This window comes from Clostridium sp. KLE 1755 (assembly GCF_000466465.2).
GTDB classification, from domain to species: domain Bacteria; phylum Bacillota; class Clostridia; order Lachnospirales; family Lachnospiraceae; genus Eisenbergiella; species Eisenbergiella porci.
Genome location: NZ_KE992782.1, coordinates 141468 through 165696, shown reverse-complemented (window position 1 = coordinate 165696; position 24229 = coordinate 141468). Strand labels below are relative to the sequence as shown.

Below are 24229 nucleotides of genomic sequence, written 5' to 3'. Positions count from 1 at the left end.
CCCCTTCCGCCCCCATCCCCCGCCGCTCTCAAGGCTGCCTCTACATTATTGTAAAAAGGAAGGTAGAAAGATAAGGGATAAAAGAAAAGAAAAAGAGAAGGGAAAGATTGATGTTGGGCAGTGGAGGTTTACTCACTTTGGTATATTGTTTCCCGGGCAGTAAATTAGAACACTTTTTTATGGTCCGTTTATAAAAAAATCTGCCGGGTAAAGAGCCTCAGGCCCAGTCCCATCCTCCCTGTCCCCGGTGGGGCGTCGTTCGGCTGGCTGTTTTGAGGGGGGATGCTGTGGGGGTGTTTCCTGCTCCATTGGAAAAAACGGTGGATGTTTCTTACTGTTGCGGGATACCAGAATTATGCCGTCCTTAGCGGCTTGTCCGCCGAACGCCGGCGGCAGAGCCGCCGGTGTGAGAAGTTCAGCCGCGTTGGCAGGATTCTGGTATTCCGGGACAGTTAGAAACACCCCGTTTTTGAGGCTGGAGCAGGAAACATCCCCCTCAAAACAGCCAGCCGGACGACGCCCCGCCGGGAATAGGGAGGATGGGAATGGGCCTGAAGCGCCCTTCCATTCCCGATCAGTTTCTTCTTATTAAAATACCAACCGCTCCGGCATATCCTGCGGTGAGGGCGAGGAATGCGGCTGCAGCGGCAGGGGTGACAGGGATCAGGTTTTGCAGCAGCGGGGTTATGATTAGGCCTGCGGCAAACCACAGAATGGTATTGGTAATCAGAAATAATTTTGGGGGTAATTTGTATAGAAGTGTCTTCAGTGAGAATTGAGGGGTGATTGTATTGTTTTCCATATAAATTCCTCCTTCCTGGATAAAGCGTAACAGATGCTATTCTTTATATCTATCCAGAAAGTGCAAAATTTATGTAAAATCAAAGTTAACTGTTTGGCCGGTCAGTGGATTTGTTGTGCCAAACGGCTAAAGAGTTAAAAATATGGTAAAAAATACGCGGCTGTCCGGAGCCTGCATATTTGATGCAAAGGCAGCGGACAGCCGCGGGCTGTGATTTTAGAGGTATTTCTTCAGGACTTCCGCTTTGTCCAGTTTCTCCCAGGGGAGGTCGAGGTCGTGGCGGCCGAAGTGGCCGTAAGCTGCGGTCTGTTTGTAAATCGGGCGGCGCAGATCCAGCATTTTGATGATTCCGGCCGGTCTTAAGTCGAAGTTTTCACGGATAATTTCCACCAGCTTCTCATCGGAGAGCTTTCCGGTTCCATAGGTATCAACCATGATGGAGGTGGGCTGAGCCACGCCGATGGCGTAGGAGAGCTGGATTTCACATTTATCGGCCAGTCCTGCGGCAACGATGTTCTTTGCCACATAGCGGGCTGCATAGGCTGCGGAGCGGTCTACCTTGGTGCAGTCCTTTCCGGAGAAAGCGCCGCCGCCGTGACGGGCATATCCGCCGTAGGTATCCACAATGATTTTACGTCCGGTGAGTCCGCTGTCGCCATTGGGTCCGCCGATCACGAAGCGTCCGGTGGGATTGATGTAGAATTTGGTTTCATCGTCAATCAGCTCTGCGGGCAGAATGGGATCGAAAACATATTTTTTGATGTCTTCATGGATCTGTTCCTGGGTTACGTCGGCATCATGCTGCGTGGAAAGGACAACGGCTTCCAGGCGGATGGGCTTTTCATTTTCATCGTATTCCACGGTTACCTGGCTCTTTCCGTCAGGCCTTAAGTAAGGAAGGGTTCCGTCCTTGCGCACCTTAGTCAGCTGTTTTACCAGCTTATGGGCAAGGCTGATGGGGTAAGGCATGTATTCTTCGGTTTCATTGGTGGCAAAACCGAACATCATGCCCTGGTCTCCGGCGCCGATGGCTTCGATCTGGGCATCCGTCATTTTATGTTCCTTGGCTTCCAGCGCTTTGTCAACGCCCATGGCTATGTCGGGGGACTGTTCGTCAAGAACTACCATAACGCCGCAGGTGTTGGCGTCAAAGCCATATTCGGATTTGGTATAGCCGATTTCACGCACGGTATCGCGCACGATTTTCTGGATATCCACGTATGCTTTTGTGGTGATTTCTCCCATTACCATAACAAGGCCGGTGGTGGTGCAGGTTTCACAGGCTACACGGCTCATGGGATCCTGCTCCATCAGCGCGTCAAGAACCGCGTCGGAGATGGCATCGCACATTTTATCGGGATGGCCTTCGGTTACGGATTCAGAAGTAAATAAATGTTTCTCCATGTTTCCTCCTTTTGGACATTTTGTCCTGCAATAAAAAAAGTCCGCTATAAGCGGACCCGATGTTAATGATAATCAAATCCTCTTATTGTTCGAAATGCTCGCTCAGGTTGGCACCTTCCTCTGACGGGGTTGCCGTGGCTTCGCAGGTCCTATGTACCTCCACCACTCTGAATAAGAGATGATACAATATTGAATTTTCTTATCTGTGACTACGTTCCTTACAATACACCATATGCTGCGTTCTGTCAACGGGACATTTCCCGGGAAATGTCCAAAAAACTGAAAAAACAGGAGTATTATATTCCCACCGGCATCCGGATACAGGAAAATAAACAGCCTGGGATGCCGCTGTTTTAATATTTCCGCTGTTTCAGGAGCTCAGATCAGACTACCTTAAAACGAAATTTTTTTACGTCTCTTTCGTTATCGACTTTTTCTATCATTGCGCCGAGACCCCTGAGCTTTTCGGGGAAATTCTCATAGCCTCTTTCGATATAGCGGATATCATCCACGGTGGAGATCCCTTCCGCTGCAAGTGCCGCGATCACAAGCGCCGCGCCTGCCCGGAGATCCGGAGCCGTAATGCTTGCGCCGGTGTAGCGACCCACGCCGTCAATTATCGCCGTATTCCCTTCTACTTTAATGTTGGCGCCCATTCTGGTAAGCTCATCCACATATTTAAAACGGTTTTCGAAAATACTTTCCGTTACGATGCTTGTCCCCTGGGAAAGTCCCAGCGCAACAGTGATTTGGGGCTGCATATCCGTGGGGAATCCGGGATAAGGAAGGGTTTTCACATGGGTATGGTTCAGCGGCCTGGATGCTACAACCCTGACTGCGTCATCGGACTCTTCCACCTCACAGCCAATCTCCATCAGTTTGGCGCTGATGGATTCCAGATGCTTGGGAATTACATTTTTTACCGTAACATCACCGCGGGTGGCGGCGGCGGCAAACATAAAGGTCCCCGCTTCGATTTGATCTGGTATGATGGTGTATTCCGTCTTATGAAGGCGTTCCACGCCCCTGATACGGATCACATCCGTACCTGCGCCCTTGATATTGGCGCCCATGCTGTTAAGGAAATTGGCAAGATCCACCACATGAGGCTCCTTTGCCGCATTTTCAATAATGGTCATTCCATCCGCCATGGCTGCGGCCATCATAACATTGATGGTTGCGCCCACGCTGACTACGTCCATATAGAGATGGCTGCCCTTCAGCTTCTCGGCCTCCGTAATGATCAGGCCGTGTTCAATGCGCACATCCGCACCAAGAGCCTTGAAGCCCTTGATATGCTGATCAATGGGGCGGCTTCCGATGTTGCAGCCGCCAGGAAGAGCGACCTCTGCTTTATTGTATTTGCCTAAAAGAGCGCCCAGCAGATAGTAGGACGCACGGATTTTCTTAATATAGTCATCTTCAATTACAAGTTCATGGATAAGGGAGGCATTGATTTTCACGGAATGCCTGTCCACACGCTCCACAATTACACCAATGCTCTGCATCGCCTGGAGCAGTATATTCGTATCCCTGACATCGGGCATATTTTCAATCAGAACCGTTTCATCTGTCATTACCGAAGCTGCCAGTATGGCAAGCGCTGCGTTCTTGGCACCGCCTATCTCCACTTCACCAACAAGCGGATTCCCGCCTTCAACCATATATTGTTCCATATCAACCTCTTTATGTATGCGGGCTTAGCGCAGCAGCAGCGCGCCCACCGGCATACGGATCCCTTCACACGATTTCCACTGATTACCAACTTTTTATAATAGCCTGACCGGACTGTCACTTTTCAAAAATTATTATTGACTGTCAGCCTCTCTTTATGCAAACTCATCATTAGTAAAATCTGACATACAAATTTTCGATTATTATACCATATATACAAAAATTTTGCCACTTAATAATCCATATGCGATTATAACACATTTTTTTACTTTGTAAATGGGTAATTCCACCTACATTTTCCACGGGAAGTATAAAATTTGTAACTATGCATCATAATTTTACCCGTAAAATGATGGAATTACCCATTTAATATTTATTTTAATTCAGATATTTAAGCGGGTTCACCGCCTGTCCGTTAATACGCATTTCAAAATGTACGTGAGGTCCCGTGCTCCGTCCGGTATTTCCGCTGAGAGCGATTTTCTGGCCCTGGCTGACCTTCTGTCCCGGGGAAACCAGCACCTTGCTCAGATGGCCGTATCTGGTTTCTCTTCCGTCCGCATGCTGGATATACACAACATAACCGTAGCCACTTCCCCAGCCGGCCCTTGTTACGGTTCCGCCGGAGGAGGCCATGACGGCGGTTCCCACAGGCGTTGCCCAGTCAATTCCCTTATGGTTGGTGGAGGCACCCCTGGTCGGTGCGTTCCGGCCCCCAAAGCCTGATGACAGCCGTCCTCCCGAAATGGGCTTAATATAAGTAGGCGGAACCTTGGTCCCTCTTTTTACAATCTTGGGAACCGCTTCGTAATCCACCTCTTCAAGAATGATTTCTTCGCCAATCTCCTCGCTGTTTCTATAGGTTACGATGCTCGCTGCCTTACGGTGTCCGGCGGAAGGCTCCTGCACCACCTCCTGCTTTGTGGTATACCAGTCATCCACGTCCACATACTGCACCGGCGCATCATAGCTTTCTTCCGCATAAACCAGCTCCTGATGAATGACGGAAAGCTCAGGCTCGGGCACTGTTATAATCAGTTCATCACCAACCCTTATGGTAGAATCCGCGCTTTCCAGCCCCGGATTAATAGCAACCAGCCCGTCCACAGTCAGGCCGTTATTCAGCGCGATCTGGGAAAGGGTATCCCCGGACTGCACTTCATATATCTGCTCTTTTTCCTGTTCCTTGGTCACCTGGTCTATAGCATCCGACAGGCTGGTGATTTCATCCTCCATCAGGTAGGCTTCCACCACTTCCACCGTGTCCGCATACGCCAGATCCACCAGCCCATAATCCAGACTGTCAAAATCTCCTGCCATTGTGGGCACGGCCTGTTCGAATACTTCATCAAAAAGCAGTCCTACCCCGGCGCTCAGCCCCACCTCATCCGGATTCTTACGCTTATCGGCCGGGCAGATAGAAGTGGTCAGCACATTCAGCTCACGTACCGGATCCACCACCAGATCCACCACATATTCACCGTCCGGATCGTATTCACTGAGACAGGCGGAAAGCAGGGACAGAACCTCCCCGCTTGTTTTCAGGTTGACCGTATATTCGTTTATTTTTACCGTATATGCATGCTGCAGCGTTTTGCAGATGCTGTCCTTCAGTACGTCCTTCATATTCTGACGGATGGTCCTGTCACTGTCCACCGCGCCGAAAACCATACTTTTCCCCTGCAGCTCCAAATCCGCCGTCATGAATACAAGATCCTGGTTATCCCTCACAAGCTCTTCCCTTGCGCTCTGCAGTATATCCTCCGCCTTTTCCGGCTCATCCGTACAACCCACAATAACGCCGTTAAGCAGAATGTCCGCCACATTGTCCCCTGTGTGTACAAACCTTCCGAAGGAGGGTGCAAAAAGAACAGCGGCTGCTATCACGCAGAACGCCGTTAAAATAAATGTCGCCTGTACTCTTCTGTAATATTTCGTAATACTTTCCATGAATTCCGCTTTTCTTCCCGAAACCTTATATCCTTATTTTTTCGTAATTGATCCGTTCCTTCACAGCTGCCGGACGGTTACTTGTTTTTCTTCTTTGCAACACTGTAGCCGAACTTTCCCACTTCTTTTCCAAGCGCGTAATAACGGCCGTGGGAATAGCAGATGGGAGACGACTTATCCAGATGGAACCGGTTATTCTTATCCATATACGCTTCATCCACGCTTACGGAAACCACCTCCGCCACAAACATGGTATGGCTTCCCAGCGGAAGCGTCTGCCTGACACGGCATTCCAGGCTCACCGGGCTTTCCTGAATCAAAGGGGCCTTTACTACATGCCCCGGTACCGGAGTCAGACGGGCCTCTTTCCATTTATCCGTATCCCTGCCGCTTCTGACCCCGCAGAAATCTGCGGCCCAGGCCAGCTTCTCCGTGGTCAGGTTGATTACAAATTCGCCTGTTTCCATTATAAAAGCATAAGAATACCTCTCAGGACGCACCGATATGGAAACCATGGGCGGATTGGTACATACGGTGCCTGCCCATGCGACGGTAAGTATGTTGCTGTTTCCTTTTTTGTCCGCACAGCTGACCATAACTGCCGGCAGGGGATAAAGCATGTTTCCCGGCTTCCATTCCTGTTTTCCCATGTATCCTGAGGCTCCTTCCTGATGCTTCCCTGATTATGCCATAAACGGCCAAATTTTTCTCTCTTACATTCCAAGTATTCCCAAAATCTGTAAAATAAACAGCGCCACATTAGCCAGGGTTGCCGCCAGCGTAACGATAAGCAACGGCTTCAGTCCCTTGTTGGACTCCTTCAGCTCTTCCGTCTGCTTCTTCACTTCCTCCACAACCACTGCCTGGACATTCCGGTATACCTTTACATTTTCCTTATGGTTAAAATCATCGGCCTGCTTCTGCATTTCCCGCAGGCTCTCTGTCTGTCCGGCCACCAGCTCACGGATTTCCTCCACTCGTTCGGCCGTTTCAATATTTCTGTTATTCACTTCCTGGATTTTGGAAAGGCTCTCCTGTGTCAGCTCACGAATTCTGTCCAGGCTCTCCTCCGTAATCCCTTCCAGCTGCTGCAGGCTTACCTCCGCAAGATGGGACAGCTTCTCCACTCCGTCTGTTGTAAGTCTGCCAAGGCCTTCTTCTCCCGCCGACGATACCCTCGCTATGCCGGAGGTACCGTCCTCAGCCATCTGCTTCAGGCTATCCGTCCCGCTCTCGGATAACTGACGCAGGCTGCTGGTTCCATGTTCCGCCAGCTGCTTCAGGCTGTTGGTCCCGTCAGCAGAATATCTGCGCAGCCCTGCCGCACATTCCTCCGCCAGCTTCTGGACTCCATGAAGGCTTTCTTCCGCCAGCTTCTGCATTCCCGCCGCGCTTTCCTCCGTCAGCTTCTGGATTCCGGCAGTGCTTTTATCCGTGTAGCGCTGAATCACATCCAGCGTTTCCACATTCTTCATATTGGATTTTCTCATTTCCTGAAGATATCCGTCATACTCCACCAGCTGGTTCCTGAGGCGCTTCGCCTCCTGCGCATCCGGCGTCATGGAGCCCGCCTGGCCCATCCGGTAAGCCGAATCATCTCTGTAATTGTCCATCTGAAAAATCCTCCCGTGTAAACTGTCCGGCGACAGCGCTCTCCGGCCGCAAATCATCCGTTCCTTCACCCTGTTCCGAAACTCTGACTGTATTCTGTTATATATAACCCATGCCCTCACGCCGCAGGTCCACCCTGTCCGCCGCAGGGGCATGCAGTTTCATTCCGCCCAAAGCCGGTATCTGCAAAAGCAGACATAATCCCGCTATTTTCCCCATTTTAGCATCATTCCCCTGATTTTACAACCGCTTATTCTCCCTCCTTCTCACTGCCCGCCCGGCTTTTTTGTGTATTATGCACTATTTTCAATGATGTACATTTTAATTTTTATTATAATTCACTATACATTTACATCTTGTTCATAATTTATTCATAATTCATTGCTATACTTAGTTCATAAGTTCAAGGGAAACAAACAGTAACATTCACTTAGCAAACATAGATAAATTTTTTCATAATAGCCCCGGCGCCTATGGTGTCGGGGCACTCCTCACTTTTGCCCACTATGAGCCGGGCGGAATAAAAAGGATAAGGCTGCAGGGGAAAGCTCGCTTTTCCCTGCAGCCTTATCCTTTTTATTCCATGAGGCGACAGCCTCAAGCCCTGGTACGCGCAGCGTATCAGGGCTTGCCCCGGCGGACTGCACATCCCCACTCTCACTTCCCGCTTTCCATCCTCTTAACCGAAAGCCATACACTCTGTCTGCTAATCATCCCTCTCCCCGCTAAGACTAAGTATCTCTTCATTCAGCGACAGCATCCTCGCATCCAGATCCGACACCATCCTTGCGCATTCCACAAGCTCCGTCTTAATATGCTGGGGGGCATTCCCTTCAAATTTATAATTGATTTTATGTTCCAGGCTGGCCCAGAAATCCATGGCGACCGTCCTGATCTGGATTTCCACCTTTACCTCCACAATCCGGTCCGACAGGAATACCGGCACCGTCACCAGCATGTGATAGCTCTTGTAGCCGCTGGCCTTGGGATGCTTGATGTAGTCCTTGACAGAAATCACCTTGATATCATTCTGGTTTCCTATCATGTCAGCAATACGGTAAATATCAGACGTAAAAGAGCAGATCACGCGTATTCCTGCAATATCGTTGATGTACTTTACCATATTCTCTATTGTGGATTCGTAACCGTACCTCTTCAGCTTCTTTACTATGCTTTCCGAGGTCTTCATACGGGACTTGATATGCTCTATCGGATTATAGCGATGCACATGCTGGAATTCATCATTCAGGATTTCCAGCTTCGTATTTATCTGCTTCAGTGCCGCACTATAAACCAGGGTGACTTCCTGCCAGCTGTCCACCTGGTTCTCATTATCTACTACATATTCCACTTGCTTCATCAATTTCATCCTCAATTTAACTTTTTTACGATGTTATTATACCATAGATTTGCAGTGAACATGGAAAGTTTACAAAAAATTAATAAAAACCGTATTCTATTGCCTTTCCCTTTTCTTTCCGCTAAACTATGATTATTCTCAGACGCACAAAAATAATACAGATTATGAGGTGATTCTTATGTTCCGTTTATGGGCAAAAATATTTAAGGATAACAGAATGCTACGCGATACGGTGATTTGTGATGATTCATCGGAAACAAGAACGCATAAGGTATTCAATGCTCTGGACGAAATCTGCTATCAGTTCGACCTTGGCAAGCCCATGTGGCTTGATGCTACGATACATGATTTCAAAAAACACAGCAAGGCCCGATTTACCCCGGATAATTTTGTTGAACAGATCGATTTTGATTTTCTGGAAATTCAGGTAATCGAAGAAGACTGAGCTTTGTTTTTGTGAGCGAACATTATTTATTGCTTTTTGAGCCTGCGATATAATGTATGCAGCCAGGGATTGCATTACCGCTGATGCCTGCCTTTCTTACGAAGAGGAGCCTGTTTGTCTTTCAGCAGGGCATGCCGGCAGCCAGCACCGGCCTTCAGATATACACGAAAATATATTTGTATATTTTCATTGACACTCCAAATAATATGTTGTAGTATCATAATATGTAAGACGTAGTTATCAAAACTACATGTTGTATTTTGTCATGATTGCTAGAACAGGAGGCATTATTATGAGTGTTACAATCAGAGAACCCGGGAGTGCAATAACCCATTTCATTGGAATGATGATGGCTATCATCGCTTCCACTCCACTGTTGATAAAGGCTGTGTTATCCAATCAGCCAGTTGTTTTTATTGCAATGATCATTTTCATTGCAAGTATGATTCTGCTGTACGGCGCCAGCGCCACTTACCATTCCATCAATGTGGGAGGACGGATTCTTCGGGTATTCCGCAAGATTGATCATATGATGATTTTCGTCCTGATAGCAGGCTCCTATACCCCCATATGCCTGGTAGTCCTTGGCGGCAAGCTGGGATATACGCTTCTGGCCGTTGTCTGGGGCGTTGCCATCTTCGGAATGACTATTAAAGCGGTATGGATTACCTGCCCCAAATGGTTTTCCTCCGTAGTCTATATCGCCATGGGCTGGATTTGCCTGGCAGTGTTCGGCCAGCTGTGGGATACACTTCCCCGGGCCGCCTTCCTCTGGCTTCTGGCAGGAGGGCTGATATATACAGCAGGCGGTATCATTTATGCGCTGAAGCTTCCTATTTTTAACAACAAACATAAATATTTCGGATCTCATGAAATTTTCCATCTGTTTGTAATGGGCGGAAGCATCTGCCATTTCATCTTTATGTTTAAATATGTGGCATAGTTTTAAATGGAATATACGCGAAGAGCTTTATTTTAAGGCCGCGCTCACAGAACTAAAAATGCTTCAGGACCAAGCCGTCTGCTTAGCCCTGAAGCATTTTTTATAATAGCTTCTTAATTATAATCCTTCTTTCAGTCAGCCATTTATTATTCTTCCGGGCTCACTGCTTTAAATGTTACATATGCAGTGAACAGATCCGCAATAATAGCAATCCGGAAGGTTCCGTCGCAGGCCTCTGTAAAGCTCCGGGCAATGGACAGGCCCAGCCCGCTTCCGCCGTCCGTACGGCTGCTGTCGCCGCGGGTAAAACGCGCGGTATAATCAATACTTCCGTCCAGCTCATCCGCTGATGTATTGGTGACGCTGGCCGTCAGCATGCCGTCCTCTCTTTTCAGGGCAATGTATACCCGTGACCCGTCCAGGGAATATTTCAGGGCATTCTGAATCAGGTTCTGGAATACCCGGTACAGCCGCTGGCCGTCAGCCCTTATAAACTCCTCTTCCTCCGGAATCTGCGCCCTGACGGTAACACAGGAGCTGTGTATCTCTTCCTCCATATCCGCCATCGTCTGTCTGAGCAGCTTCGCAAAATCAATGGTTTCCAGCTTTACGGGCAGCTCCCCGGATGCCGCCTTGCTTACCTCAAATACATCCTGCACCATGGTTTTCAGGCGCTGGGATTTACTTTCCAGAATGGAAATATAATCCTTTACATGGTCCGGCAGCCCCTCTTCCTCCTTCAGCAGCTCCACATAGCTGATGATGGAAGTCAGCGGCGTTTTTATATCATGGGAAACGTTGGCAATCAGCTCCACCTTCATCCGCTCGCTCTGCAGCTGTTCTTTGATGGCCTCCTTCATTCCTCCCTGTATTTCATTCAGATTGGTTACCGCATCGTGGAGATCGGAATCCTCCGGAAGGTACAGGGGCGCTTCCATATCGCCTTCCCTGACCGCACTGATCTGATCCACCAGATCCCCCATATCCTGCGCTTCCCTGCTCAATTGCATCAGATACCTGATTTCAGCGGCTGACACACCCACAATGCCAATGACCGCCACTGCAGTCAGCGCCGCCCAATAGGAATATTCCCCGCGTACCCACGCAACTATGATAACCAGCAGGATAATAATTACAAATGCGGACAAGAGCATTATTTTACGGTAACGCCTGAGCATGCGCTGCTGGAACGGGTACTGCAGCTGTTTTACCCCCAGGCTGTGCCGGATACGTCCGCAGAGGCTGTTGTTCCAGACATGCCTGTTATAACAGGCATCATTAAGTGCCAGCCAGAGCATCCAGAATACCACCAGCTCCAGCGGAATAATGCGTTTCAGGGCATATTCATAATAAATGTCGGGATTCAGGCCGCCGTAATATACATTATTAATCATGGGAATGAACTGATACACCAGAAAGCCTGCGGGAATCAGAAAAATCAGGATCTTTACCTCGTACCACAGCTTTCCCGTAAAAAATGCCAGCTTTCTGTCCGCCTGCCTTTTTTCCTTCCTGAAAATCCTGCTCACAAGCAGGAAAATTGCTGCAGCAGCCAGTGTAAAACAAAAGCTGCCCATCTCATCCCTTGTTTCCTGCATATCCTGTACAATCTGGTACAGCCGGTTTCCGCCGTCATAATAGCCATAGCCATCTCCATAAAAGGCAACCGTATAAAGCTGCGGTTCATCAATAGCGGCTATTGTAATCCTGGCCTTGCCATATTTTTCATCCACGGGGAAATTCTTATAGCCGGGCACAAACCAGCCGCCGTCATTACGGTATTGGCCGTCCCCGTAAATGTTCAAATCCTTTCCATTCTTCTTTATAGTGACCTTCTCTCCGTCAAAATAAAGGAGGAAATTGTATCCGTCCGGCAGTTCGCCTTTTTCCCCATCCAGCGCCATGCCGTCTGCATTGCTGTAGAGGATTTCATCATCATACACAATCGTATACAGAAGGTTCTTGCATTCCTTCAGCATTTCATGGGCTTCGTCCGCCGCCGCTTTGTTATCCGCCGGCTGTCCCTCCTGTGGCTCACCAGCTTCTCCCGCCTCCGGCTGCAGTTCATTCGTACTCTCTTCCACAGCTGACTCCGCTGCCTGCCGTTCATCCGCCCTTTCCTCAGCAACGGCTACTGCAGCTTCAGAGTCCTCAGCTTCCGAAACTGAAGTTCCTGAGGTTGTAGCAACTGATGTAGAATCACCGGGCGCAACATCTGAGGTTACAGTAATATGCGTAATGGAAGACGAGTCACTGCTTCCCAGGCTCCCCTGTACGCCGAAGACCGCTACATTTCCATAGCCAAAGACCTCCGTCCCCATGTTCCTGCTGTAGGATATCGCCCTTGTCTGCTGTTTCTCTGTCCAGGAAAAACTGACGCTTCCTCCGGAGGCCATGGCGAGGAAATCCTGCAGATAGCCTTCCATATAAAATTGGAAGGCGGATGTATTCTGATAATCCGCCTGCAGGGCATCCGGGATATCCTGACCCAGTTTTCCGCCGGCAGCTGCAGCCGTCAGCCGGAAAATATCAACCAAAAGCAGAGTCATTCCCAGAAAAAAGGCCATTGCTCCTATCCATCTTTTACTTCTTTTCCATTTTGTATCCAATTCCCCATACCACCTTTAAATATTCTGGCTCCTTCGGATTCAGCTCTATCTTCTCACGGATACGCCTGATATGTACCATTACCGTATTTTCCGGGGCATAGGCTTCTTCCTCCCATACACGCCGGTAGATTTCTTCCGCGGGAAATACCCTGCCCAGATTCCGCATCAGCAGCTCCATGATTTTTGTTTCCGTAGCCGTAAGCTTTACCGGTTCCCCGTCCGCATAAAGAACCCGTTCATTTGTCCGGAAGCAGAGACGGCCGTTGGTCAGTTCCTCCGTCTGCTCTGAAGCGTGGATATCGCCCAGCCGGGTGTAGCGGCGCAGATGGCTTTTTACCCTGGCTGCCAGCTCCTGCGGATTATAGGGCTTGGTCACATAATCGTCGGCTCCCATGGATAATCCCAGAACCTTGTCGGAATCCTCGCTTTTGGCGCTGAGCACAATGATGGGAAGATTCCTTTTCTCCCGGATTTTCATTACCGCTGACAGGCCGTCCAGCCGGGGCATCATCACATCCATGATGAGCAGCTGCACCTGATTTGAAGCCAGCATATCAAGCGCTTCCAGGCCGTCGTAGGCGCGCAGCACCACGTAGCCTTCCTTTTCCAGCAGAATGGCTATGGCTTTTACGATTTCCCGGTCATCATCTACTACCAGTATACATTCATTCATTTCAGGACAGTTCCTCCTTTGAGCTTGGTTTTAGTGTAAACCGGATGTCTTACAAACATGTGGGGGGGATTCTTACAAAAATCTTAACAATCTGGGGGTGTGAGTTCCGTCGTCTCTGCGGCGCTGTGTATGGCAGTCCCGGCAGGGGCAGGGGATGGAGCCGGGCACGCTCTCGCTCGGTTAAAAACGCAGCGGTGCTAACGCCGCAAAATACGCGGCGTAAGAACCGGCGTTTTTAGACGACCCGGTTCCATCCCCTGCCCCTGCCGGACCTGCCATACACAGCGCCGCAGAGACGACGGAACCGGTAGGTTGTGAGGGGTTTTTGTAGGAACGTTGTGTTGAAAAGGCAGCAAAGAGGTGTGAAGGGGTTGGTTTCTTTGTGGTTTGATTTTTTACTAATGGGGATTGTGGTGTGGGGTTGGTTTTAGTTTACTACAGAATGCCGGGGTTCACAATTGGAAAAAAGAAACTGTGTTGTGAGGGTACTGAGCAGTTATAGAATAGAACAGATTGGGGTGATAATTTGAAGCGGGGCGGTTTTTGGAGGGGCTTGGGGTGGGGAGGCGCGCGGTGTCAGGCGTACAAAAAGAACGGTTTGCAGCTGTTGTTTGGGGAATGCTGCAAACCGTTCTGAGGTGATGCTTTTGTATTAAAAAGCTTTTTGTATTTTATCAGTCTTCGTAGCCGTTGGGATTCTGGGACTGCCATTTCCAGGAGTCGGCACACATTTCTTTGATGCCGTATTCCGCTTTCCAGCCGAGCTCTTTTTCTGCTTTGGAAGCGTCAGAGTAGCAGGTGGCGATATCGCCGGGGCGGCGGTCTCTGATTACGTAAGGGATTTTAACGCCGGTTGCTTCTTCGAAGTTCTTTACGATATCGAGGACGCTGTAACCTTTGCCGGTGCCCAGGTTGTAGATGTTGAGGCCGGATTTATCTTCGATTTTCTTAAGGGCCTTTACGTGTCCCCTGGCCAGGTCTACTACGTGGATATAGTCTCTGACGCCGGTTCCGTCGGGGGTGTCGTAGTCGTCGCCGAATACGTTAAGCTCTTTCAGCTTGCCTACGGCAACCTGGGTGATGTAGGGCATCAGGTTATTGGGGATACCGTTGGGGTTCTCGCCGATGGTTCCGCTCTTATGGGCACCGATGGGATTGAAATAGCGTAAGAGAACTACATTCCATTCATTATCGGCCTTCTGGATGTCGGAAAGAATCTGCTCCAGCATGGATTTCGTCCAGCCGTAAGGGTTGGTGCACTGTCCCTTGGGGCATTCCTCGGTAATCGGGATAAATGCAGGGTCTCCATAAACGGTTGCGGAGGATGAGAAGATAATGTTCTTCACGTTGTGCTTACGCATAACGTCTACCAGAGTCAGGGTTCCTGCGATATTGTTTTCATAGTACTCCCACGGCTTGGCAACAGATTCGCCCACTGCCTTCAGCCCTGCGAAATGGATACAGGAATCAATTGTTTCTTTTTCAAAGATTTCGTTCAGGGCATCCCTGTCAAGAATGTCCGCCTTATAAAAGGGAACGTGCTTTCCTGTGATCGCCTCTACACGCTGTAAAGATTTCTCGCTGGAATTGCTGAGGTTATCCAGAACGACTACGTCATAGCCCGCGTTCTGCAGTTCCACTACTGTATGGCTGCCGATATATCCGGCACCGCCTGTTACTAAAATTGCCATGGTTTCCTCCTATCCGCCGTATGAACGGCTAAAGCCAATGATTCGCAACAGTCCAGAAAACAAAACTGTTACAATAATTTACCATAAAACATCAGGATATACGCCGTCTGCTTTCAGTTTGGCAATGGATTCCATAACGAAAGGCTTATCTTCCTTATAGGTTACGCCGAACCATTTATCCTTGGAGGAGAGCACTTCTACGGTTGCCTTGCCCTGCTGCAGCAGCTTATCCACCTCGATGGGAAGGAAGCATTCCGATTTCAGAGGGTTCTTCGGAACCTCATTCTCAAAGAAGCTGTTTACCGCACTTTCCAGTTCATCCAGGATGCTTGCGGAAAAGCCCCACATATTCATGGATACGGGTGTATCAAGCGGAAGCGGTACATAGGTTGCTCCGTCATCCTCCGTATAAGCGGCCCCGTCCGCCGTCTTTACAATCTTGGTACGTTCTGCAATGGTCTTCAGGAATCCGTTTTCATCGGTGACACAGCAGCCTCTTGCCACGGAACCATTCTCAGTCAGGGTATTGCCCAGTTCATAGCCTACCATCGCATAGCGGTATTTCTCATCGTCCTGATGGGTTGTCAGGAAATCGTACAAGGTCTGGAAAGCGCTTCTTCCATAATAATCATCTGCATTGATTACTGCGAAGGGGCCGTTTACCACGCCCTTGCAGCACAGAATCGCATGTGCTGTTCCCCAGGGCTTTACTCTGCCCTCCGGAATCTGGAATCCTTCAGGAACCTTGTCCAGCTCCTGGAATACATATTCCACATCGATATGCTTGCTGACTATGTCACCCACGCACTCCCGGAAATCTTTTTCGTTTTCCTTCTTAATGATGAAAACTACCTTCTGAAATCCTGCCCTGACAGCATCATACATGGAAAAGTCAATAATCTTGTGACCCTTATCGTCTACAGGGTCAATCTGCTTCAGTCCGCCGTAGCGGCTTCCCATTCCTGCTGCCAGAATTACCAATACCGGTTTATCCATATTCTGCTCCCCTTCTGCGTGCTTTAACACGCTGAAAAAAGGGTCTGTGAAGCTTGCATCCATCCTGTGAAGTTGTTGGATTGTTTCTGTAAAGTCTGCAGGCCTGCTTCACTTTACCCTTTCATTTTATACGGGAACCAATATATACCGCAACTCTTATTTGTTAGGAAGAGCTGTCAAAATGTTAACATGGTTCCCTTAAGTTTTTATTACTCTGCCGGAAGGTTTTCTCCGGCCGCTATCGTTATTATAGCATAAGCACAGATGGGAATCAAATTGCCAAAAATGCCTTTTTTTGTCACGTTTAGTTTTGGGTTACTGTTTTTTCCCTTTACAGTTCCTGCCGGAATCCATCCTAAACCGCCTCCGGCGACGGGTTGGGGGGCACTCCTGGAGCACTTTCTTACGGCTGCGGCGTAAAGGCGCGGATTTGCCTGAATGGTAATTAAGCTCTGCTGATTTACCGGTCCTGGCTCATCCCGTTACAAGGTGTTTTATAACCGGTATTTTTTCCAGAAGGAGGGTGAGGAGAAAGGCGGGTATTATCAGGACAACTGTTTTCAGCAGGTTGGTTCCTATATTAAAGCCGGAAAAAAGCAGGGCCATATAGGGAACCAGCATCCAGCCGAATATCCAGTGCAGGTAATAGATACCGAGCGTCCTGCTTGCCACCGCGGTAACAGCGGCATTTATGGCCCGGTTTCTTATTTTCAGGCCGCGGCAGGCGAGGAAAATGCCTGCGGCAAGAAGAACCACCGGAAGGTGACGGTAGCCCTGGACAAGAAGGATGCCGTCCCAGGCCGGATTTTTGCTGGTGTACCATTTTACGCCCCACATACCCAAAAGTCCTGCAGCGGACAGAAGAAGTCCGAGAAGACGCTGTGCGGTAAGGCTGTTTTTAAAGGTGCCCGCTGTGTGGAGCCAGGCGCCGAACAGGAAAAAGCCCAGCATATTCGCATAGATGCCGAAGGGATTGAGTATTTCCAGTCCTTCCAGGGAATATATGCCGATCAGGCCCTTAGCGCAGAGTGCATCCAAAAGCATCTGCAGGCCGGTCAGGCCGTTGGTCATCAGGATGCCGAAAGCGGCAAAAAAGAGTATGATTTTTCTTCCTGCCTGATGATCCCAGGCGATGCGGAACAGGGGGAATACAAGATAAACCGCCAGCAGGGCTTCAATAAACCACAGATGGCCCGTTCCGATACCGTCCAGGCTGCCAAAGGTGAAAAGATAGGTAAGAATCTGGTTCCTGCCAAAGCCCAGCGGAGAAATTTGGCAGAGCGGTCCGACGGTAAAGAGATAGATAAGCCTCCAGGCAACAAGTACAATATAAATCAGGATTGTTTTCCGGATGTGTTTTTCCAGCTTCAGCGGCCTGGTGAAAAGCAGCGCCCCGTTTACCATAAAAAACATGGGGACGCCAGACCAGCAGGCTACCATGAGGATATTGGCGGGCACAGTCTCCGAAAGCAGGACGAAATGGCAGAAAACCACCAGGAAAATTGAAATTACTTTGATGATATCCAGATACTGGATTCTCTTTTGCATGGCTTGCTCCTTTTATTCTGTAAGCTTTATCTGCAGCAGGGAAAGCGGGCCGCAGTTTTGCCCCGGGTGCGCTGCGGCTTCTTTTTAAAGGGGCAGAGTACCCTGGCTGCGGTGCTGTAATCAATTGTATGATACATTCGCGGGAAAAGCAACCTTCCGGCAATTTTTACCGGGCTGTATTATGGCATAACAAAAGGACCGGCACAAGCCGTTTCCCAGGTGGTACGGACTGGTGCTGATCCTTATTTTTCATGTTATATTGCTTACTCTGTCAGGTGAGCCGGTTCTGTCCGGTCATTCCACCTTCTTGAATTTATCCGCTCCCTGGCCGCAAATCGGGCACTTAAAATCTGCGGGAAGCTCTTCTCCTTCGTATACATAACCGCATACCTGGCATATCCATTTTCCGGTTTTCTTTGCATCACCGGATGGTTGGGAGCTTTCTTCCGCCGCACCGTCCGCCTCGGGAAGGTAGGTCGGCGCATTCTTCGGGGCTTTTCCCCTTATTACCTTATGATAATAAGCGTAAGTCATGGCAGCGCTGTCATTTCCATAGCTTTCCGCTTCCACCACTTCTCCCAGGAAAACAGTATGGGTCTGGGTTTCCATCGTATCAATGACACGGCAAACCACATAGCCGCAGGAATCCTTGATTACAGGAAGCCCGGCCGCCATTTCATAATCCACGTTACTGAATTTATCCGTATCCCGGCAGCTGTGGAAACCAAAGGTTCCGATAATGGAGGGGTCGGATTTTTCTGAAAGTATGGAAAATGCGAATTTCCCGGTCTTATCGATACAGGAATTGGTATAGTTATCATGGTTTACGCTAACCGCAATGGTAGCCGGATCCGATGTAATCTGCATTATGCTGTTGGTAATGCATCCTACCGGACGGTTACCATCCATTGAGGTAGTAACATAAACACCGTAGGACATGTCTCTGAAAATCATTGTATTCATCTTTTCACTCCCGTCTGTGCACTGAGGCACTCATGTACTGTTGTTACCGATACCGGCTTTTTCAGGCTCAGGTCATTGCCGCGCCGTCTACCGGAATTATGGCTCCTGTAATATAGGAGGCCATATCGCTTGCCAGGAAAAGGAACGCGTTGGCTATATCCTCCGCCTCTCCCAGCCTTCCCAGCGGAATCGTCCTTACTATCGGCTCTATCACTTCCTGAGGAACCGCTTCCATCATATCCGTACGGGTAACGCCGGGTGCTACCGCATTGACACGGATATGATCCCTGCCAAGCTCTCTCGCCAGAGATTTGGTCAGACCGTTCAGCGCAAATTTGGATGCCGGGTAGCCTGAACCGGCCGGCTGTCCGTAAAAGCTCACCATGGAGCTGGTATTTAATATCACACCACCGCCATGCTCCCTCATAATTGCTGCCGCCGCCTTGGAGCAGCGGAATACGGAATTGACATTCAGATCCATAATCCTGTCAAAATCCTCCGGGTTATAATCATATAAGCTGTCTCTCGCAGATATTCCTGCATTGTTTACCATAATATCGATTTTGCCGTATTTTTTCTTAACGGAATCCAGCGCCCGGGCTACTTCTTCGTAGCTTCCCAGATCCGGAGCCATGCCGGTAACCTGCCAGTCCGGATTATCCTGGCGAAGCCTCTCAAGCGCCCTGTCCACGGTTTCCTGTCTTGAGCCCCAAAGGACTACGGAGGCCCCGTTTTCCAGAAACTTTTTCACTATTGCATAACCGATTCCTCTTGTTCCCCCGGTTACTACTGCAACCTTACCTTTCAACATAGTGCTTACCCCCATTTTATTATTTTTTAAAAATAATAATCATTACTGATTTTATCATACCATAATCTGCCTGGTTGTCAAGCATCTTCCTGCATTCTCCGGCCATATTTATTTATAAAAAAACCGTCTGATAAAAGCTTTCCCGCATCCTTCGGAAAACATACTTTTATCGGACGGTCTTACTGCTTCTTTTGTGGGTTTTACAGCGCTATGGGCTTTACAGTATTACAAGCTCTACAGCGTTACGGGCTTTCCGGCTTTGGGCTTCACCACTTTAATTTCCGGATGCCTTTCATCCATGGCCTTTTTAAACGGCCGGGTATCTACCTCCTCGGATACGGGCGGGAACGCGTCGTCAAAATGGTCCAGCAGAATACGTGCCGGCTTCAGGCGTTCCACAATTTCCATGGCTGCTTCCGCCATATTTTCCTTCCCCTGATAGGGAAGTATGAGAAGATCCGCATTTTCCGGATAAACTGTGTCCGGATCCAGCTCCATGCTTCCAAGAAGTAAAATGCGTTTCCCCTCCGCCTCTATCTGGTAGGCGGCCGTTTCGCCCTTTTCCGGGAATCTGGGATGCGCCCAGGCCAGAAACAGTGCATTGCGGAAATATCGGAGCAGCCTCGGGTTTAACAGCTTCCTGAAAACCGTTTTTGCACAAAATGACGTATGCTTTCCCTTCAGAACCGTTATCCTCATATTCCCCTGACGCCAGCTGTATCCCGGTTCCACTTCCACCAGGCAGCCTGTGTCTTCCACCCATCCTTCCAGGGTATTCATCACAGCCCGGGTGGCAAAAACCGTGGCATCGGCCTGTTCCAGGATTTCCGGTATGAAAAAAAGATGATCCACATGTCCATGCGTGATGCAGATATCCGTTTCCTGCACAAAATCCTCCAGACTGTTCGGGTTGCTTGCTCCGGCCAGTTCCACAAAGGGATCGAACAGAAGCCGCTCTCCCTCCGACTCCAGCAAAATGGAAGCTGTTCCATACCAGGTAATTTTCATCCTTTGTCATCTCCTTCTTCAGGCCCTTAATATCAGGCCAGGCTGTGTTTATTATAACGTAGTCAGGGAAAAAACTCTACCCGTTCTTTTTCTGCCGCGCTTTTATTTCGCCTTCTTTTTCACCCTCCTTCTTTTTCATCCTCCTTCCTTTTCCCTGTGTCTGTATCCAGAATCTGTCTGAATTCCGCAAGCAGGGGATCTCCGCTAAAATATTCCTGTCCGTACTCCAGATTAAAATCATAATCAAAACCAGCCGGGTTGCAGCCCTGGTTGTGCTGCATAATGGTTTCCGCCTTATCCAGGGCTTTTACCAGGCGTGCCTCTTTGCTGACTGCTTCATTATATTCCTTCCACAGATCCATATATTCTTTTTCCAGCTGCGGAGGGAGGAGCGAAAACAGCCCGGATGCTCCTCTTTCCTCCGCCAGATATTTTTCCCCGGGATCAGGACGCAGCGCGGCGGAGATGTCGCCTTCCCTGATTTCCCCGATATCATGAAGCAATGCCATTTTTATCACTTTCAGGCTGTCCAGCCGGGGATATTCCTCCAGGATGACCATAGCCAGAAGGGCAAGCCTCCAGGAATGCTCTGCAGTGCTCTCCTGTTTTCCTTCGCTGGTCCAGGCGGTACGGAGTACATTTTTAAGCTGCTCCGCTTCATTTATAAATTGTAAATAATTTTTTAATCTTTCCATTTTTTTCTCCTGTTTTTCTCCGTCTTTCTGCCATCGCCCGGGCCGCCGGAATTTATATCAGGGAGTGACCCTGTGGATATCCCTTGGGAACAGGGATGCCTGGCGGACATTGTCCAGCTCCAGCAGGCGGGCCGTAAATCGTTCCAGGCCCAGGCCCAATCCGCCGTGAGGAGGCATTCCGGCCCTGTGTATCCAAAGATAGCTTTCAAAGAGCGACGGATCCATTCCCATACGCTTCATTTTTTCCAGCTGGACGGAATATTCATGGATGCGCTGTCCGCCGGTCGTCACCTCCAGTCCCCGGAACAGGAGGTCAAAGCTCAGTGTTACCGCCGGGTTTCCAACGTCCTCACAGGCATAAAAGGGACGCTTGGCAGTCGGGTAATGGGTAACGAATACAAAATCACTGCCGGTTTCCTTCTTTATGAGCCGGGACAACAGTTTTTCTTCCTCCGGTTCAAAATCATCCTTTTCACTGGCCGGACGGCTATAAGCTTTGGCAACCCATTGTTTGGCCTCATGAAAACGAATGGACGGGATTTCCCCTGTTTCCAGCAGCTGCTCCGGCAGCCGTACCTTCAGCAGGGCAAGCTCCGGCGCGTATTTTTCCCGGAGAAACCGCAGTGCGCTACCAAGCATGGCCGCTTCCATCCGGCAGATATCTGTAAAACTGTCAATATAGCCCATTTCAAAGTCCACGCTTGTATACTCGTTCAGGTGTCTTGCGGTATCATGCTTCTCCGCGCGGAATACCGGGGCGATTTCAAAAACTCTTTCATATACGCCAACCATCATCTGCTTATAGAACTGCGGGCTTTGCGCCAGATAGGCGTCCTTGCCGAAATAGTCCAGATGAAAAATATTGGCGCCGCCCTCCGCCCCCTGATATACGATTTTCGGTGTATGGATTTCGGTAAACCGTTCCTGTTCAAGAAAATTACGAAAGCATCTGCACAGCCCTTCCTGAATTTTAAAAACTGCGCGCTGCTTTTCATTTCTCAGAGTGAGCGGCCGATAGTCCAGTATGGTTTCCAGAGATGCATCGATTTCTTTCCCATGAATGACCACCGGCATTTCCGCCTCCGGGGAAGAAAGGACTTTTATTTCCGTCAGATGAAGCTCCCAGCCGGTGCGGGAACGAGGCTCCTCCGTCACAGTGGCTTCGGCCCGGATACAGGCTTCTTCCTTAAGCAGGCCTTCTATGCGGCACTTTTCAGGTTCCAGGATACACTGGATGAGGCTGTCCGCAGTGCGCAGGATGAGAAACGAAAATCCGCTCATTTTCCGGATTCTGTGAACACTGCCATGCAGAACCGCCTGCTTGTTCAGGCTGGCTGCAAGCTGCTCCGGGGATGGGTTGTTTATCATGGGGGATGCCTGTATTTTTTCCAAATGAATCATGATTATATTATCTCCTTATTGGTGTATGCAAAACATGGGTTACGTTTATTATTTAATCCCGCTGGCTGCGGGACAAACAGACGTGTCAGCCTCACGGCTGCCGCGCGTGTACTGATTTAAGGAGATATGAAATCCATCTGGACATCGTCTTTATGTCTCATTGTACCACATCCTTTCCATAGGGGATATCAACCAGCAGGGGTTTTCTGCGGGTTATCAGCAGCCGGACCGGCCGGAAGCCGGTAATGTAAAAAAGCAGCGAATTTGAGGGCGCTTTTAAAATCACATATTCTCATTCCTGCAGGCAGGGGGAGTATTTTTCCTGTTTCCGCTATAAGGTGCCTGTTTTTGAGTAAAATAAAAAAGCCCTCAAAGGTAAATTTCATTACCAGTGTGGACTCTTTTGATTGATAAAAAACAAAAGTTATTTATTCCACACAGGTACAACACGGAAAGCGCTTGTACCTGCGATGATTTCTACATCAGCCGATACAAACGCCGCCTATCGTCGTCCCTGTGAAGTTTGCTGTTCAGACTTTTCAGCATGGCTTGCGCCTTTCCGGTATGAGAGCTGGCCTGGCAGAATTTATGGTAAACGGATGATCTGCCGGCGAACTGATACCTGCCTGTGATTTTTGTTTATATTAGCACTGGCCGGCGGATGTGTCAACTGGGGAAGGGAAAATATTTAACGGCAGACAGGAGATTTTTTATGAGGGAAGTTTTTTATTGGCGGAAAGTCTTTATGTTGTGAATTAATTTGTAGGGTAGATTGGTATTTTTTATTGTTTGTGTAATAAGCTCATTACAGTTCAGGCACGTCTGCACATTTACTGCGCCGACCGTAAGAAAGTGATTCGGGAGTGGAAATTGCAGTGTCAGTATGTGTGAAACAGAACTGTTATGTTTCTATTTCACTTGTTCAACTAAACTTGAATTGTCCGGTTTTTTGATTAATGCTGCAGCAGTTTATTAATATATTCAATTATTTGTTGCTCTAATAAATCGTATTGCATGGGATCCACATCTTCAAAACATTGATTAAGTGCGTAAAAAGGATTGTTGGTCCACTCTATTATCCAAAAATCAGATAAGGCCGTCATCTTGTAAAATTCACCTTGGAATTCCCAGCAATAATCTGATGGAGAGAGAAGAATTTTGCTTGCTCCAAGTTCCTGGAATCTGTTTTCTACAATTTTTTTAATTTCAGGTGCTTTCATTTTTGGGGTTCCTGTTAATTGATTTGTTTATTATTTAGTTGTTTTACAAATGTAATAGAATTAGTATATGTTGTATCTTTTTATAGAAATAAACATTTAAGTGTGTTGGAGTATAACACAAGCAGGGATAAATTGTGAGGACTGCTATGTGCGTATCTTTATTAGAACGAGTAAAACAGGGGAAATCCAACATTATATTAATACTTATTCTATCTGCTCGGTCGTAAGACCGAGACCAACAAGGGTCTGCAAAACGCCTACTGCTGAATTATTTCAATCCACTCGGTCGCAAGACCGAGACACCGACACCACCAGTTGTCAAAGTATTATAAGTATTTCAATCCACTCGGTCGCAAGACCGAGACTTCCTCTTCCGGATAATAAGTTTATCGTGCATATTTCAATCCACTCGGTCGCAAGACCGA

At 48.7% G+C, this 24229-nt stretch carries 20 protein-coding genes and 1 riboswitch; of the genes, 2 read left to right on the top strand and 18 right to left on the bottom strand.

Annotated elements, in window-relative coordinates; all coding sequences use genetic code 11:
- Positions 1-574: 574 nt before the first annotated feature.
- The 7 genes from HMPREF1548_RS28460 to HMPREF1548_RS28425 all read right to left on the bottom strand — a co-directional run bounded on the left by HMPREF1548_RS28460 (position 575) and on the right by HMPREF1548_RS28425 (position 8801).
- On the bottom strand, positions 575-802 hold the full coding sequence (locus HMPREF1548_RS28460) for a hypothetical protein (protein WP_021640378.1): 228 nt from the start codon (positions 800-802) through the stop codon (positions 575-577).
- A gap of 216 nt (positions 803-1018) precedes the next feature.
- Positions 1019-2206: a methionine adenosyltransferase gene (gene metK, locus HMPREF1548_RS28455; protein ID WP_021640377.1), complete on the bottom strand. Its 1188-nt coding sequence runs from the start codon at positions 2204-2206 to the stop codon at positions 1019-1021.
- A gap of 79 nt (positions 2207-2285) precedes the next feature.
- Positions 2286-2384: riboswitch (SAM riboswitch) on the bottom strand.
- Between the two features lie 205 nt (positions 2385-2589).
- Entirely contained in the window at positions 2590-3882 is a 1293-nt protein-coding gene (murA, locus tag HMPREF1548_RS28450; RefSeq protein ID WP_021640375.1) for a UDP-N-acetylglucosamine 1-carboxyvinyltransferase, read from the bottom strand.
- Between the two features lie 376 nt (positions 3883-4258).
- Positions 4259-5830, bottom strand: coding sequence for a M23 family metallopeptidase (locus HMPREF1548_RS28445; RefSeq protein ID WP_021640374.1), 1572 nt, complete (start codon positions 5828-5830; stop codon positions 4259-4261).
- Positions 5831-5907: 77 nt separating this feature from the next.
- Entirely contained in the window at positions 5908-6480 is a 573-nt protein-coding gene (locus HMPREF1548_RS28440; RefSeq protein ID WP_021640373.1) for a flavin reductase family protein, read from the bottom strand.
- Between the two features lie 63 nt (positions 6481-6543).
- Positions 6544-7443 carry a phasin family protein gene (locus HMPREF1548_RS28435; RefSeq protein WP_025487464.1) on the bottom strand — a complete coding sequence of 300 codons (900 nt, stop codon included), beginning with the start codon at positions 7441-7443 and terminating at the stop codon, positions 6544-6546.
- 704 nt (positions 7444-8147) lie between these two features.
- Complete coding sequence (locus HMPREF1548_RS28425; RefSeq protein WP_235931038.1) at positions 8148-8801, bottom strand: GTP pyrophosphokinase; 654 nt, start codon at positions 8799-8801, stop codon at positions 8148-8150.
- Between the two features lie 178 nt (positions 8802-8979).
- Here HMPREF1548_RS28425 and HMPREF1548_RS28420 point away from each other — a divergent pair, with 178 nt between their 5' ends.
- Positions 8980-9246 carry a hypothetical protein gene (locus HMPREF1548_RS28420; RefSeq protein WP_021640368.1) on the top strand — a complete coding sequence of 89 codons (267 nt, stop codon included), beginning with the start codon at positions 8980-8982 and terminating at the stop codon, positions 9244-9246.
- Between the two features lie 292 nt (positions 9247-9538).
- Positions 9539-10189 (top strand): PAQR family membrane homeostasis protein TrhA, encoded by a 651-nt coding sequence (gene trhA, locus HMPREF1548_RS28415; RefSeq protein ID WP_035324381.1) that lies wholly within the window; start codon positions 9539-9541, stop codon positions 10187-10189.
- A 146-nt stretch (positions 10190-10335) separates the two neighbouring features.
- Here the strand turns inward: trhA and HMPREF1548_RS28410 are convergent, their stop codons facing one another.
- From HMPREF1548_RS28410 to HMPREF1548_RS28360, 11 genes are all read right to left on the bottom strand, one after another.
- Entirely contained in the window at positions 10336-12798 is a 2463-nt protein-coding gene (locus tag HMPREF1548_RS28410; RefSeq protein WP_055725955.1) for a sensor histidine kinase, read from the bottom strand.
- Positions 12773-13471, bottom strand: a complete 699-nt coding sequence (locus HMPREF1548_RS28405) for a response regulator transcription factor (RefSeq protein WP_021640364.1) — start codon at positions 13469-13471, stop codon at positions 12773-12775. The genes HMPREF1548_RS28410 and HMPREF1548_RS28405 overlap by 26 nt, the downstream gene beginning before the upstream one ends.
- 674 nt (positions 13472-14145) lie before the next feature.
- A complete protein-coding gene (gene galE, locus HMPREF1548_RS28400; protein WP_021640363.1) occupies positions 14146-15162 on the bottom strand; it encodes a UDP-glucose 4-epimerase GalE in 1017 nt (338 codons plus the stop codon).
- A gap of 78 nt (positions 15163-15240) precedes the next feature.
- The gene (locus tag HMPREF1548_RS28395; protein WP_025487468.1) at positions 15241-16158 is read right to left on the bottom strand and encodes a nucleotidyltransferase family protein; all 918 of its coding nucleotides are present in this window, start codon (positions 16156-16158) and stop codon (positions 15241-15243) included.
- Between the two features lie 474 nt (positions 16159-16632).
- Entirely contained in the window at positions 16633-17706 is a 1074-nt protein-coding gene (locus HMPREF1548_RS28390; RefSeq protein ID WP_021640360.1) for an acyltransferase, read from the bottom strand.
- Positions 17707-18000: 294 nt separating this feature from the next.
- Positions 18001-18669 (bottom strand): flavin reductase, encoded by a 669-nt coding sequence (locus HMPREF1548_RS28385; RefSeq protein WP_021640358.1) that lies wholly within the window; start codon positions 18667-18669, stop codon positions 18001-18003.
- A 67-nt stretch (positions 18670-18736) separates the two neighbouring features.
- On the bottom strand, positions 18737-19480 hold the full coding sequence (locus HMPREF1548_RS28380; RefSeq protein ID WP_025487471.1) for an SDR family NAD(P)-dependent oxidoreductase: 744 nt from the start codon (positions 19478-19480) through the stop codon (positions 18737-18739).
- Positions 19481-19714: 234 nt separating this feature from the next.
- Entirely contained in the window at positions 19715-20488 is a 774-nt protein-coding gene (locus HMPREF1548_RS28375) for an MBL fold metallo-hydrolase (RefSeq protein WP_021640356.1), read from the bottom strand.
- A gap of 119 nt (positions 20489-20607) precedes the next feature.
- The gene (locus tag HMPREF1548_RS28370) at positions 20608-21183 is read right to left on the bottom strand and encodes an HD domain-containing protein (RefSeq protein ID WP_021640355.1); all 576 of its coding nucleotides are present in this window, start codon (positions 21181-21183) and stop codon (positions 20608-20610) included.
- Positions 21184-21240: 57 nt separating this feature from the next.
- Positions 21241-22584 (bottom strand): aspartate--tRNA(Asn) ligase, encoded by a 1344-nt coding sequence (gene aspS, locus HMPREF1548_RS28365; protein WP_021640354.1) that lies wholly within the window; start codon positions 22582-22584, stop codon positions 21241-21243.
- A gap of 953 nt (positions 22585-23537) precedes the next feature.
- On the bottom strand, positions 23538-23804 hold the full coding sequence (locus HMPREF1548_RS28360) for a hypothetical protein (protein ID WP_021640349.1): 267 nt from the start codon (positions 23802-23804) through the stop codon (positions 23538-23540).
- Between the last annotated feature and the right edge of the window lie 425 nt (positions 23805-24229).